Annotated in this window: 15 protein-coding genes; 10 read left to right on the forward strand and 5 right to left on the reverse strand. The window is 49.5% G+C overall.

Annotated features, from left to right (window positions below; translation table 11 throughout):
* The first annotated feature begins 6 nt into the window (after nt 1-6).
* The 6 genes from EZMO1_RS17145 (at nt 7) to sctU (ending at nt 4,632) form a co-directional block, all read left to right on the forward strand.
* The gene (locus EZMO1_RS17145) at nt 7-738 is read left to right on the forward strand and encodes a type III secretion HpaP family protein (RefSeq protein ID WP_034876842.1); all 732 of its coding nucleotides are present in this window, start codon (nt 7-9) and stop codon (nt 736-738) included.
* 2 nt (nt 739-740) lie between these two features.
* Nucleotides 741-1,760, forward strand: a complete 1,020-nt coding sequence (sctQ, locus tag EZMO1_RS17150) for a type III secretion system cytoplasmic ring protein SctQ (RefSeq protein WP_034876840.1) — start codon at nt 741-743, stop codon at nt 1,758-1,760.
* A gap of 76 nt (nt 1,761-1,836) precedes the next feature.
* Entirely contained in the window at nt 1,837-2,496 is a 660-nt protein-coding gene (gene sctR / locus EZMO1_RS17155) for a type III secretion system export apparatus subunit SctR (RefSeq protein ID WP_051790083.1), read from the forward strand.
* Nucleotides 2,497-2,526: 30 nt separating this feature from the next.
* Nucleotides 2,527-2,790 carry a type III secretion system export apparatus subunit SctS gene (gene sctS, locus EZMO1_RS17160; RefSeq protein WP_034876838.1) on the forward strand — a complete coding sequence of 88 codons (264 nt, stop codon included), beginning with the start codon at nt 2,527-2,529 and terminating at the stop codon, nt 2,788-2,790.
* Nucleotides 2,777-3,583: a type III secretion system export apparatus subunit SctT gene (gene sctT, locus EZMO1_RS17165; protein WP_244886708.1), complete on the forward strand. Its 807-nt coding sequence runs from the start codon at nt 2,777-2,779 to the stop codon at nt 3,581-3,583. The genes sctS and sctT overlap by 14 nt, the downstream gene beginning before the upstream one ends.
* Entirely contained in the window at nt 3,580-4,632 is a 1,053-nt protein-coding gene (gene sctU / locus EZMO1_RS17170) for a type III secretion system export apparatus subunit SctU (protein ID WP_034876833.1), read from the forward strand. Before sctT ends, sctU begins: the two co-directional genes overlap by 4 nt.
* On the opposite strand, the gene EZMO1_RS17175 is transcribed toward sctU, so the two are convergent.
* Both EZMO1_RS17175 and EZMO1_RS17180 read right to left on the reverse strand, forming a co-directional pair.
* Nucleotides 4,627-6,963 (reverse strand): inositol phosphate phosphatase SopB, encoded by a 2,337-nt coding sequence (locus EZMO1_RS17175; protein ID WP_034876831.1) that lies wholly within the window; start codon nt 6,961-6,963, stop codon nt 4,627-4,629. The two genes, sctU and EZMO1_RS17175, sit on opposite strands and share 6 nt — an antisense overlap.
* A gap of 11 nt (nt 6,964-6,974) precedes the next feature.
* A complete protein-coding gene (locus EZMO1_RS17180; protein WP_051790080.1) occupies nt 6,975-7,583 on the reverse strand; it encodes a Yip1 family protein in 609 nt (202 codons plus the stop codon).
* Nucleotides 7,584-7,919: 336 nt separating this feature from the next.
* Here EZMO1_RS17180 and EZMO1_RS17185 point away from each other — a divergent pair, with 336 nt between their 5' ends.
* The 4 genes from EZMO1_RS17185 (at nt 7,920) to EZMO1_RS17200 (ending at nt 11,498) form a co-directional block, all read left to right on the forward strand.
* Nucleotides 7,920-9,356, forward strand: coding sequence for an aspartate ammonia-lyase (locus EZMO1_RS17185; protein WP_034877533.1), 1,437 nt, complete (start codon nt 7,920-7,922; stop codon nt 9,354-9,356).
* 528 nt (nt 9,357-9,884) lie between these two features.
* Nucleotides 9,885-10,073, forward strand: coding sequence for a hypothetical protein (locus tag EZMO1_RS26935; RefSeq protein ID WP_187300024.1), 189 nt, complete (start codon nt 9,885-9,887; stop codon nt 10,071-10,073).
* A complete protein-coding gene (locus EZMO1_RS17195; RefSeq protein ID WP_034876826.1) occupies nt 10,055-10,708 on the forward strand; it encodes a response regulator transcription factor in 654 nt (217 codons plus the stop codon). The genes EZMO1_RS26935 and EZMO1_RS17195 overlap by 19 nt, the downstream gene beginning before the upstream one ends.
* A 277-nt stretch (nt 10,709-10,985) precedes the next feature.
* Nucleotides 10,986-11,498, forward strand: a complete 513-nt coding sequence (locus EZMO1_RS17200) for a response regulator transcription factor (RefSeq protein ID WP_222842131.1) — start codon at nt 10,986-10,988, stop codon at nt 11,496-11,498.
* On the opposite strand, the gene sbcB is transcribed toward EZMO1_RS17200, so the two are convergent.
* The 3 genes from sbcB to EZMO1_RS17215 form a co-directional block, all read right to left on the reverse strand.
* A complete protein-coding gene (gene sbcB, locus EZMO1_RS17205) occupies nt 11,487-12,920 on the reverse strand; it encodes an exodeoxyribonuclease I (RefSeq protein WP_034876822.1) in 1,434 nt (477 codons plus the stop codon). The two genes, EZMO1_RS17200 and sbcB, sit on opposite strands and share 12 nt — an antisense overlap.
* A 13-nt stretch (nt 12,921-12,933) precedes the next feature.
* Entirely contained in the window at nt 12,934-13,563 is a 630-nt protein-coding gene (locus EZMO1_RS17210) for a YigZ family protein (RefSeq protein ID WP_051790079.1), read from the reverse strand.
* A gap of 81 nt (nt 13,564-13,644) precedes the next feature.
* Nucleotides 13,645-14,004, reverse strand: coding sequence for a PilZ domain-containing protein (locus EZMO1_RS17215; RefSeq protein WP_034876819.1), 360 nt, complete (start codon nt 14,002-14,004; stop codon nt 13,645-13,647).
* Nucleotides 14,005-14,018: the final 14 nt, after the last annotated feature.

A 14,018-nucleotide genomic window follows, 5' to 3' on the forward strand; every position in this document is an offset into this window, starting at 1 on the left:
GTCACCATGGAAATCAACCAGAATAGTCAGCCACAAGCCAGCCCTCCTCCTGATTCGTCAGGGAACCAGCAGCAGGTGTCAGAAAAACAAGCGGATGACTTCGCCAAGAAAATGGGAAAAAAGAAGGAAGACCCAAAAAAATCCGACAAGGAAGAAATAAGCTTTGAAAGCCTGTTGGCGGCCCGCAGTAAAAAAGGATCGGATGCCGAGCGCCTGAGAGGCGAACAAGGGGCATCACAGCGTGGTAAAGGGGATCAGCACGAAGAAATGCTCGCCGCCACGGAACAACAGGATCAACCATTGCATACCCCCCGTGAAAGTCAGGCAATAACACCGACCACCGATATAAAAGCCACCGACATAAAAGCCATCGATAAAGTCAGTGGTCCAAAAGAAATTAACGAGGTCATCAACAAGCTCGTCGATAAAATCCATGTGTCTGCCAAAGACTCTATTAATGGCGCCGAAGTTCGCATCACAATGAAAGATAATATTCTACCCGGTACAGAGATTCGAATTCAGCGCGCCGGTGGAGAGCTCACTGTTACCATGAACACCACATCAGCAGACACCCATAACTTTCTGGCAGTGAATGAATCCTCTCTGTTAAAAAGCCTGAATGAACGTTTTGGTGACAAGGTGCAGGTAAACATCAACATGTCCGGTGACCAGCCCGGAGACGGCCGCTCACGAGAGCAGTATGAAGGCGATCAGGAGCAGGATGACGACGAAGGTTAATCATGTCCACTCAACCTCTGGCTTATAAAAACCTGTCAGCGGCTCAGTTAACACTGAGTCGTCTGCTTTGTGCTCGCCAGAACACCTTTACCACTGTCATCAACCAGTCTGAAACAGAGCTGGAGTTCAGCCAACAACCCGCTGATCAACTTCCTTCGCACACATTGCACCTTGAGCTTAACGGTCACCCGTACCGGATTTACCTCGGTAACCGCCTTCTAGATGCCTTCCTGCCCGGCAAGCTCGACCACCAGGGATTACAGAAATTACCCGACGATTTACGGATGGCAGTATTGAACCATGCCATTACCCCGTCGTTTCAATCATTCAGTGAACTACTGGGTATTTCCTGGTCACTACAAAACTTTGAATCCACCAAGCCAGAAGAGCCTCCCGCCACACTGGGATTAAACATTCGGCAGAACTCGATTAACACCCGTATCGAACTGCAGATTGATGATCTGCTACTGTCCATTCTTGAAGCAATTCCAACTCATCATCCACGCTCATTGCCCGATATACCTTTTTGGGCAACGCTGGAAAAAGGACAGTCCCGACTGTCACTGTCAGAGCTGAAATCACTGGAAACCGGCGACATAGTGTTTCTGGATCAGCACACCAGTGATGAACAGGTCATTGTCCGCGTCAACCGGCGTACAGCGTTTCTGGGGGAATTAGCCAACGCTGGGGTCAGCATCATACAGAGGCATCAGACCATGGACGAACATGAGCACGAAGAGCTACCTGCCGATCCCGAAGACGATCAGGGCATGGAGCATGGCGATGCTGAAGCAGGCATTGATCTGCACAACCTGCCAGTCAACGTAACCTTTGAAGTCGGGCAGCAGCAGCTCACGCTGGCCGAACTGCAGGGGATGCAGGCTGGCTATGTATTTGAGCTGGATCGCTCTGTAGAACAGCCCGTTAACATCCGTGCCAATGGCAAGCTGATCGGGCACTGTGAGCTGGTGCAGATTGAAAATCGTCTTGGAGCACGCATCACTCATCTGCACGATCAGTAAACCGGCTGAGATTTCCTGAACACTGTCGTATCAGTTTCACCGATGTTAGCGTCGATAAAAGAGACAGGAACGACCCATGGAAAGCGGTATACTGAATCTCACCAGTCCGTTTTATTTAATGATCCCGTTGGCGCTCATGGCGCTGATTCCTTTTATGGCGGTCATGGGCACCTCGTTTCTGAAGCTGGTTGTGGTCTTTTCCATTCTTCGCAACGCCACCGGTCTGCAGCAGATTCCACCCAACATCGCCATGAACGCTCTGGCGATCATTTTGACACTCTACATCATGGCTCCGGTCGGTTATGAAATGTACGAACGCATACAACCGGAAACCCTGAACTTTGAAGACCTGTCATGGATAGAAGCGGTTCAGGACGGCATCACCCCTTATCGGGAATTCCTGAAAGCCAATACCACCGCTGAGGAACGGAATTTTTTCCTGAAATCGGCACGCCTGCTGTGGCCCAGTCGCTACCAGAAAGAGCTGTCGGGTGATGACCTGATGATACTGCTGCCGTCGTTTTGTATCAGCGAACTGACCAAAGCATTCCAGATCGGGTTTCTGCTGTATCTGCCGTTTATCATCATTGACCTGATTGTATCCAACATATTGCTGGCCATGGGTATGATGATGGTATCGCCCATGACCATCTCCCTGCCTTTTAAACTGCTGCTGTTTGTGTTGCTGGAAGGCTGGACAAGACTCATTCACAGTCTGGTGCTGAGTTACAGCTGACTCAGTGATAACAGACACCCGGAGGGCATCATGGTTGACGGAGAAGTAATACAGCTGACTGCACAGGCATTGTTGCTGACCCTGATCCTGTCAATGCCTCCCATTATTGCAGCAGCAGGTGTTGGCCTGCTCATCAGTCTGGTTCAGGCGCTGACCCAGATTCAGGAGCAAACACTGCCTTTCGCCTTCAAACTCATCGCCGTTATTATCAGCATCTTTGCCACCGCCCGATGGCTGGGTATCGAGATCTATAATTACTCACTTGCCATCATGACGAAGATTGGCACGATCTGACATGCTCATCCCCATTGACGAACTCAAGGAATGGTTTTACGTGTTCTCAATGGGCGCCCCACGAATTATTGCCATGTTCACGCTGATTCCCTTTCTGAATAAACGACTGCTGGGCGGTGCCATGGTGCGCAATGGTATTGCCATGGCACTGGTTCTGTTTCTGCACCCGATGCTGGCAGAAGCCGTTCCGGAAAAAGCCCCTTCCATCTACGTCACTATGGTGATAGTGCTTAAGGAAGTGTTCATTGGCGCGCTGATTGGTTTTGTGATCACCATTCCCTTCTGGGCGCTGGAATCTGCCGGGTTCTTTATCGACAACCAGCGCGGTGCTTCCATGGCCAGTGCCATGAACCCTCTGTCCGGTGCCGAATCATCGCCCATGGGTATTCTGTTTTCCCAGGCATTTACGGCTATTTTTATGGTCAGCGGATTGTTCCTGCTGCTGGTTAAAAGCCTCTTTATCAGTTATTCCACCTGGCCGGTTTTCAGCTATTTTCCCAACCTCAACCCGGAAGGTGCTATCTTCTTCCTGCAACAATTTGACCTCATCATCAGCCTCTCTATGTGGCTGGCTGCACCGGTCATCATTTCTATGTTTATTACTGAATTCGGCATCGCCCTGATCAGCCGTTCCGCGCCCCAGTTAAACGTCTTTATCCTTGCCATGCCCATAAAAAGTGGTGTGGCTGCCGCCATTCTGGTGGTGTATGTCAGCACCATACTCACCCTCGCCCGTAAACACGACGAAGGCATTCCAACACTCTTCGTTATGTTGGGAGAGCTTTGGAAATGAGTGGTGAAAAGACCGAACAACCCACCCCGAAAAAACTCAGGGATGCCCGCAAAAAAGGGCAGGTAGCAAAAAGCAAGGAAGTATCCGGCACTTTTGGCCTGTTGCTGGTGATTGCTGTCTTGTGGTTTATGAGTGATGAATACCTGACCACCATTCAGGAAATGGTGATCCTGCCTTCAACGGTTTATAACGAGCCGTTTGAGGACGCCTTCAAAATTGTCACCATGGGCATTCTCAACAAAGCTATTGAGCTGTTGATACCCTTAGTCGCCGTCACCCTGCTGGGGGCGATTATCGGTAATGTGATGCAATTTGGCTTCCTGATGTCCGGTGAATCCATCAAGCCTGATCTCAAAAAAATCAGCCCGGTTGGCGGCTTAAAGAAAATCTTTGCCATGAAAAACCTGATGGAGTTTTTCAAGTCAGTCGTCAAGATTATCTTTCTTTCCATTGTTGTTTATTACGTCATTAAAAACAGTCTGGGCGATATGGTGAACATGCCCTACTGCGGTAGCAGCTGCATACTCCCTGTCACCGGCGTATTACTAAAAAAACTGCTGCTTTATGCCATAGCTGCGTTTGTAGTTATTGCCGTGCTTGACTTTATGTTCGAAAAGTACCAGTTCACCAAGCAGAACAAGATGTCAAAAGATGAAGTGAAACGGGAACATAAAGAGAGTGAAGGTAGCCCGGAAATCAAAGGTAAGCGGAAAGAGATTCATCAGGAGATTCTGAACGAAGCGGAAAATACCAAGAAGTCGGACGTTGTGATCAAAAACCCGACTCACCTTGCCATAGGGCTTCACTACAGTCAGGACAAAACACCGCTGCCGCTTGTGACCGTGAAAGGCCGGGGTGGACGGGCACGATTCATTCTTAAAATTGCCGAAAAAGAAGGCATTCCCATTCTGGAAAACGTTCCACTGGCGCACGCCCTGTTCGATACCGACATCGCCAGTTATATACCCAGTGAACTGATTGAGCCTGTGGCAGAAGTCTTCCGTTGGGTGGAAGACCTCAAAGAAAAAGAGAAATACGGTGAATTATGACCTTATCGACTTTGATAAACCTCTCACCTCTTCTCTGACTGCTTCATCACTCACCCGTTCAGTGATTGAGCCAATTTTCTCTGTTTTATAACCTCTGACACCGACGTTCATTTCCTGAACTTCATGATTACCGGATTTCAGCAACATTTCACGGAACAGTGCTTTTTCATCATCGGTCAGGGAGCCCGGCTCCGGAACCTTGCCATCGTTGTCGATTCTGGCTGCAAGGAATTTAATCTCGGCATCCAGCATGCCCGTCCGATCTTTACCGCTTTTGCAGTTCATCAACGGAACCGCACCCAGCTTGTGAGTCAGTAATGCCACCCTGGCCGCCAGTTTATAAGCATCCTTGTGCTCATGGTGATGAGTGCCCTTACGGTAAATCTCTTTAATCTGACGACCAAGGTCTTCTATGGTTCTCTTGTCTTTGGCCAGTTGCCCGTATTCCTGCTTTAGCTCTTCGATCAAAGCTTTGTCCGGCTCGGCACGATTCTGTTCTGCGGTCAGTTTATAAGACAACAGTGCCTGCTTCTGCTCATACTGTCCCAGCCAATGACCTGCCATACCGCCAATGTCCTCATCTTTCTCAGGCTTGCCAATCAGGTCTTTAATGGCTTGATTATTCATACGGGCCTGATTACGTCGTCCTCCAAAAATAAGCGACGCAGGGCCTACACCACCCCAGTTTACCGGAATATTAAACCGGGACTGCTTGAAGTTAACCCGAATTTTTCGAAGGCTTCCATCAGGCCCCGGCACTTCAATTTCAACGGGTTGATTTTTGGGATTAGTAAAGAAATCAAACGCTTCATTCTGTGCTTTCTGGCTCTTGGCTTCCTTGCTGGAACCTACCCCGGTGGTCACCAGTGAAATTGAGTTCGTCAGCAGCGTTGGAATATCCCGACCGGTCTCAGCCGCTTTCAAAGCCTGCCGGAACAGTTCCGGCTTGGTAGACAGGGCGGTAATCAGAATTTCTTCCGCTTTTTTTCTGGCCCCCTGTGCCTTTAATGCCTTGGCATCACCTCCTCCCTTGATACCATAAGGGTCGGCAATACCATGGCGCACGCCGGTAAATTCTGTTTGCCCGTCAATCTGGAAATCGGTGCGTAACAAATTGGTGGCATGATCTACATTCTTTGAATCAATGCAGCAAACACCTTTGTTGCCATCGTAATCCAACAGCTTTTCCAACTCTCCATTCTCTCCATTGACCTGAACCTGCGAGGCGGGTGTTTGGGTAGAACCAAAGGTTCGTCCATCGTGCTCGAACTCATTGTGAACAGTGTTCCAGTCACGGTCATTTAACTGAGAGGCATAGGCATCCTGAAACCTTGTATCCACAGTAGAAGCATCAACACCGGCTTCAACCAGAGCCTCTTTAATGAACTGAAGATATTGGTCTCTGGCCACTTTGGCTTCATCTTTTGAAACGGGCTCTTCACCTTTAAGCAGAACCGTTCGCTCAAGTTGCTGAAACTGCTCATCCAGTCGCTCAGAAATCACTTCCAGACTGTTTTGCAGGGCTTCGTTACCTGACTCCCTGGCAACCGCCAAATCACCAGCCACTAACGTCTGGGCTGCCTTAAACTGCAATGTCTGCAATTTAAACAGCTCTTTGTGGTTGTGAGTGCTCTGGGCATTCAGCTCTTCTTCATGAGGCTTGGAGAACTGCAATGAATCAAGCTCTGATTTCAATGCATCACCGCCAGCCACCTGTTCTTTGAAGGCTGTATGAACTTCTTCACCCGACAGTCCGACCTGATCCATAAAAGACGCAAAGGTCTGGGGATAATTCTTTAGAGCACTGATTGATTCGGGTGTGACATCGAACTGACCGTCAGCGATAATCTGTTGCAGCCCTGCCTTGATGTCTTTTAACGTTTCAACCTGCTCACTGCCTCGGGAGTTTTCCGCTTCTGAAATAGCTTTCTCTGTCACTGTCAATGCCGCATTCAGATACTGATGGCGAACCTCTCCAAACTCCCGGCGCACATCAGAGCCCTGATGGTTGCCAGTCTGTGACCGGGCCATTAAATCGTCCAGTGTTGCAGTAGCGGTTTTAGCCACACCGGCCTGCGACTTAACCGCTGACATCTGTTTTGGGATCGGCCCGGAGATTTCAACATTCCGGTCTAACAGAGCGCGTTTTGCCGGTTGCCGCTTGCCCGAGGCCCTTGCTGGTTTGGGAATAATCCTGAGTTTGACCCCGATTTTCTTTACCATTCGATTAATACGGGATCTCTGCTTATTGCTGGCTTCATCCTGTTTTGCAGGGTCAAGTGGCTTGTAGGCGGCATTACGAATACCACCAACTGATCCATTACCATCCATGGTCTTTCACCTTAATCCGGAATAAATTCAGGTCCAAAGCCAAGATCCCAGAGCAGGACCGTGGCCACTTTCATAGACACCAGTAACACCAGAGCAACGCACACAATGGAGGTTGCAAACAGAAAACCTCTCTCTTTTGGAATATCCATAAACAGAGGTGTTCCGAGGTACAGAAGATAAGCACTCCAGCCGATGCCGAGCAGCACAGCCAGCATGGTCAGAGGGATAGAAGGATACAGGCCGCTCAGTCCTGTTAAATAAAGGGGCGTCGCCACATAAACGGCAAAACAGACACAGTCCAGGTAATTTCGGTGACTGCCATAGGTTCTTTCCATCCAATGAATGAAGAGCCCCATAAATACCGTACCGGCAATCATTGCCAACCAGGAAGCAATCGACATGATGGCAGCGCTGTCCATGGACACCTTTACCGGATCGAGTCCGGTGGCCGACCAGCCAAAATAAACACTGCCAATAAAAGAACTGATACCCGGAATCATCGCCAGAAAGAAAAGATCAAAGAGTCCACTGCGGCTTTCTGTAGAATTTGCTCTGGAACGAATGTCCAGCCATTCATCTCGTGGATGGGTTAATAAACCCCAGACATGATTGAGCAACATTGCTTTAAACCATTGTTGTTATAAGGAAAGTGTTATAAGTAAAGCATAGTCAATTAAGAAGTTAATCAGTCCTCCGATAGTGGCAATACCCATCGTTCATGAAATAACTAATTATGCGTTAGGTAGATTTTCTTATTGCTGCAAATTCTATAGAGGCAGAGACTAACCCTATCAAACACATGGATAAAAGCCCTGCGTAAATCCGCCCCGAATCAAGGCCTCTAACCGCACTGAGTGCTCGCTTTTTTGCCGGCATACAGAGTCACAGGCACACAAAGGCGGACTGACAGCAGGATCCATTATTGCCGACCTCCAATCCTCACGGTGATGACCAAAATGGCACTGGATACTACTGAATTGAACGAGTATCGAATTGAACACGACCTGCTGGGCGATGCCAAAGTACCGAATGCGGCTTACTACGGTATTCAGACTCAGCGCGCCATGGAAAACTTTAATATCTCCGGTGTTGAACTGAGCCACTATGCCAACGTGCCAACCGCTCTGGCCATGGTAAAAAAGGCCTGTGCACTGGCTAACCGTGATCTGGGTATGCTGGACGCAGCCAAAGCTGACGCCATTGCCGATGCCTGCGATGAAATCATTGCCGGAAAACTGCACGAACAGTTCCGTGTCGATATGATTCAGGGTGGCGCCGGTACATCCACCAACATGAACGCCAACGAAGTGATCGCCAACCGTGCGCTGGAACTGATGGGTTACCGTCGTGGACAGTACGAGCACCTGCACCCGAACACTCACGTCAACATGGCTCAGTCCACCAACGACGTTTACCCGACGGCCATGCGTCTGGCCATGGTTCTGAAGCACAACGAACTGATTGTTGCTGCCAAGAGCCTGAAAAACGCCTGTGAAGTGAAAGCCGAAGAGTTCAAAAATATCCTGAAGATGGGCCGTACCCAGCTGCAGGACGCAGTACCAATGACTCTGGGTCAGGAATTCAAAGCCTTCGCCACCACTATTGGTGAAGACATTGACCGTATCAAAGATATGGCCAAACTGCTGTGCGAAATCAACCTGGGTGGTACAGCGATCGGTACCGGCATCACTGCCGACAGCCGTTATGCGCCAATGGCTGTACAGTACCTGTCCGACATCTCCGGACAGAACATGATTCTGGCAGGCGATCTGGTAGAAGCTACCTCAGATATGGGTGCCTTCGTGATCTTCTCCAGCGCCCTGAAGCGTTTGGCAGTCAAGCTGTCCAAGATGAGCAACGACCTGCGCCTGCTGTCTTCCGGCCCACTGTGTGGTCTGAATGAAATCAACCTGCCTGAAATGCAGCCGGGTTCTTCTATCATGCCAGGCAAAGTCAATCCGGTTATCCCGGAAGCCATGAGCCAGATCGCATTCCACGTGATTGGCAACGACATGGTGGTGACCATGGCTTCAGAAGCTGCACAACTGCAGCTGAACTACGCCGAGCCGGTTCTGGTGTACAAGATTCTGGAATCCATCCAGCAACTGACCAACGGTATGTTCATGCTGACCGACCGCTGCGTTAAGGGCATTACTGCCAACGCTGACGTTTGTCAGGCTTATGTAGACAACTCTGTGGGTCTGGTAACAGCACTGAACCCATATCTGGGCTACGAAAACTCCAGCCGCATTGCCAAAACTGCACTGCGCACCGGTCGCCGTGTTGTTGATCTGGTGAAGGAAGAAGGCCTGCTGACCGACGAGCAACTGGCTGAAATCCTGAAGCCGGAAAACATGGTTGCTCCACTGGATCTGAGCAGCAAGCTGGCATAAAAGGCCAAAGCTGTTTAAAGACAATCGTCGTTTAAACAGCATCGAAAACATCCGAAAAGCCCGCATTCAGATTTCTGAGTGCGGGCTTTTCGGTATTCAACCAAGCTGCAGCATGCCAAACTAGGTAGGCTTCACAACCATGCTCGCACAACTCCCAATTTAAACATCCTATCATTCGTCTAACATTGCGCAATTCGCATAAGGCAAGGTTAAAAACGAAACAGGCGAAATTCACAGAACGTAACAGCTGCTCATTATTAATGGTAAAGTGCACGATCGTAACGGGTAGAGAAATCATACGGGCTCGTACTCCGCATTGTCGTAATCCTCTGCTAAACTGTGATCGAATTCCACAGCCGTTAAGCATCTTTTTGTGACGCCCTTCATTCTACGACTACAAACGACTGTAGTTTGATCAAGTAAGCGTGCGCAAATTACCTAATGCCTGAGATGAACAGAAGTATGAAGTGGTTCTGTGTTCGTTATGCTTTACCTTATCGTGAACCGAATGACTGCCTGCATAACATCATGAAAATGATTGTATGGTCACAGGCCACTCATATCATGAATCATCACGGTATGAATCGCGGTATGGATCGCGGTATGGATCGCGGCATGGAAAGTAGGCTGAAACCTTCCGGCCAGACGACGATTATCTGTCACCCCCTTTACGATAACTTGTACTCAGTGGAGTCATTATGCAGCAACAGGACATGAAGCAGGAACCCACCGTTTTCATCATCGATGATGACGAAGCTGTGCGTGACTCGCTGAAAATGTTGATGAAGTCTGTTGGTCAGGCTGTTGAAGCGTTTTCTTCTCCGGCAGAATTTCTGGAAAGTTACGATGAGAACCGTCCGGGTTGCATTGTGCTGGACATTCGCATGCCAGGCATGAGCGGTCTGGAGCTTCAGAATAAACTGAACGAAATGCACTGCATTCTGCCAATCATCTTCATCACCGGTCACGGCGATGTACCGATGGCGGTTCAGGCCATCAAAGACGGCGCTATGAACTTTATCCAGAAGCCATTCCGCGATCAGGAGCTGCTGGATCTGATTAACGACGCGCTGAAGCTCGACACCCAGCAACGTCGCGAACTGCTCGAACACAAAGAAATCCTGCGTCGTCTGTCTACCCTGACAGACCGTGAGCGCGAAGTGCTGCACCACGTTGTGGAAGGCAAAGCCAATAAAGTGATTGCTGCTGACATTAACCTGAGCCAGCGCACTGTCGAAATCCACCGCTCCCGCGTGATGGAAAAGATGGGCACCAAATCTCTGGCTCACCTGGTGCGTCAGGTTATGCAAGTTAAAGATCACCTCGAAGGTGAGTTTAACTTCAAGATTTAAGTAATCTCCGATACTTAACCATTGGCATAGTGATACATTGAACTCAATAACACTCTGCCAACGGTTAAGATCACGAGCAAAACAGTAGTACCTATCTTTTCAGCTTCGGCTCGACACCCAATAATCAACGGCTTTCTACCATCAGAATCAGCCGCTAACATCCCTTTGCAATTCGTCACGAAACCGGAACTATCGCTTTAAGTACTCCCCGTACAACGTCTAGTAAATCCCTCCATTCAGCAATTCAGACTCTAAATCTAAACTTCCTGCAGTCTCTGTGATAATCCGCCACATCGCTTGTTTACCAAGCCCTGCAGCGATAGGTTATATTTTCTTCACAGAGAGACTACTTTTAGAACAGCGGGGTTTTGCGCCCTATTACATCATCAAGGCTGCCCATATGAGTCTGGCTAAACAAGCAACCGTATATCTGCTGGAAAAAGATACCGGTATTACCGATACCATCCGCAGCCTGTGTGATGAAAAGTCCATGCTGCTTGAATGCTTTGAATCCGGTCAGGAATTGCTGCACGCTTTAGACAGTCTGACACCAGACTGTATTATTGCCGCAAACAACGAGCCTGTCGGTCAGGCTTTGACACTGATGGAAGCACTGGATAGCCATCAACACGATATCCCCGTCATTATTCTGGGCGATCACAGTGATGTATCCAGCGCCGTTGCCGCCATTAAAGCCGGAGCCATCGATTACATCGAAAAACCGGTCATCTATGGCCGACTGGCCGAGCATTTCAATCAGGCACTGGCTCGCACAGCATTAATGAGTTAAACCAGCTTGCAGTTGGTCAGCGTAGGCGGCCAACTGGTCAAGCAACTCACGATCAGACACCGAAGCCTCTTGTCTGGCAATGTCCAGATCACTCCAGAAACGACCAAACCCCAGAACCGCCTGATCCTCATCAGACAACCTCTGACGCCTGAAGGCATGCCACTGAGACAGCTCTTCCTGTGTCAGTGTTTCAGGATAGTGGCGACCACGATAGCGGAACAGCATTTCATCAAGACGACCGTCTTCAAACGCTAACTGTAAGTGCCCAAGGGATTCAGGTGAGGCCTCACGAATACGTTCCATCTTGTCTTTATCCGCCCAGGAGAAAAAACCGCCGGAATACAGCATCTGGTCAGGATCTTCCGTCTCTTTCCGCGGTGAACCGGAAAAGACAGCCTGAATCTTTTCTACCAGCTCAGGGTGACTCAACAGTATCTCTCTATGCCGGAAACAGGCATCAAGATCGATGCCCAACCGCGTCTGATCAGCAGCCTGAAGCACTTTCAATGGCGCCAGTGCCGGACACTTATTCAGGCTGACACCCTTCAAAGGAATGCGCTCCCTTGTATCACCTTCCTGTCTCGGGGTAAAAAGGTTCTCCTGAATCTCTTCCACCGACATTGCCAACAATGGCGTTGGATCAACACTCAGGTCATAGACAAACACCTGATTGCGATTAACCGGATGCCCGGCCAATGGCATGACAACAGCCAGACAGTGCTTAGCCGCCCCAAACATGCCCGACACATGAACCAGTGGCGCTTTGGTGTGTAGATCCAGCAAGGCTCCGGCTTTGTCTTTAAAGCGGTGATCCAGATAAAACTGAAACAGTTTTGGCTGCTTATCCCGAATCAGGCGCGCCATGGCAATGGTAGCCCGCACATCAGACAGTGCATCGTGCGCATCACCATGCTCAATACCGTTGGCTTTCGTCAGCTCTTCCAGCTTATAACTGTTAAAACCATCTTCACGCTTTGGCCACTGTATACCCTCTGGTCGCAAAGCTCCGGTCATGCGCACCAGATCAATCAGATCCCAGCGGCTATTGCCATTGGCTCGCTCCCGAAGATAAGGGTCATGAAAGTTCCGGTAAAGGCTGTTTCTGATCACCTCATCGTCAAAACGAATGGTGTTGTAACCGACAGCACAGGTACCGGGCACCATAAGCTCGTCCAGAATACGCTGAATAAATTCCGGTTCTGCCATTCCTCTGGCATTCACCGCCTGAGGGGTTAAGCCCGTCACAAGGGTTGCCATCGGGTGAGGTAAGTGATCTTCAGGAAACTTGCAGAACAGGTTGACCGGCTCACCGATTTCATTCAGGTCAGCATCGGTTCTGATGGCAGCAAACTGCGATGGCCAGTCAGTAGCGGGGTTAGTGCCAAAGGTTTCGAAATCGAACCATAAAAAACTTTTTAACATAGAATTTCCCGGGTTATTCGTCTGACCATCGAATGATTGCCTGCCCTTTGCTAGCCTCTGAAACCCTGAGCCCGAAAGACTGGTGCTCAACCTCCGGAAGTGAAACCTCCAGATTTACGGCTTCTGAATAGGCATGGCTGACCACCTCACCCTTAAAGCCCTCCAGCAAATGCCTGACAACCTGCTCAGAGGCATAATCAATGGTCACTATACCCGTTTTCATGGCGACCCGCTGCTCTACCGGTAGCTCATCACAGGCGGCCTGAACAGACGCGCCATAGGCTCTTACCAGCCCACCAGCGCCGAGTTTAATGCCGCCAAAATACCGCACAACAACGGCACACAGTTCACCAATGCCTTTATGCTGAAGCACATTCAGCATAGGCTTGCCTGCCGTCCCGCCCGGCTCGCCGTCATCATCAAAACCAACAACCGTATTACCCTCAGGAGGACCCGCAATAAAAGCAAGGCAGTGGTGGGAAGCATCGGGAAAACGTTGTTTCAGGCTGGACTGAAACATCAGGGCTTCGTTTCGGGAAGTAATTCGGGCAAGAAAACAGATAAACCGGCTGCGCTTTATTTCGGTTTCCACTTCAATAAAATCGCCAACCGCCAGGGCAGGTACAGCGTAATCCTGAGACATGAAGTAACAGATCCAGATTGTGACGTTATGACACCTGTTTCCTGAGCAGCCTCATAAGAAGCCACCTGCAAAGGCTCAGGTTCACTCTATTTCCTGAAAGGTAAAAAACTCTTTCAGGGATTCAACCAGATCAATAATATCACTGTCGGCATTCACAATGCTGTAGCCCGAGTCAAAAAACTCGGGACCGACATCGGGTTTACACCAGTGACAGCGTGCTTCAAAGTCTATGGGTGTATGCTCCCCCGGTAGAATGATCCGCATACTGTACACTGCACCAATCAAAACCGGCACGGTGCTGATCAACATCAGGCCATTGCTGCTGATGTTGCCAATACTGCCCATCTCGCGCATGGTGTTGCGGTTAAAAACCCGCAGATATTCATTCAACTGGTGTCGTTTGATGGTTCGGCGTTCCTTGCCTTTTGGTATTAATGACATTCCCTGCTCACTCC

It is taken from the genome of Endozoicomonas montiporae CL-33 (assembly GCF_001583435.1).
GTDB classification, from domain to species: Bacteria; Pseudomonadota; Gammaproteobacteria; order Pseudomonadales; family Endozoicomonadaceae; genus Endozoicomonas_A; species Endozoicomonas_A montiporae.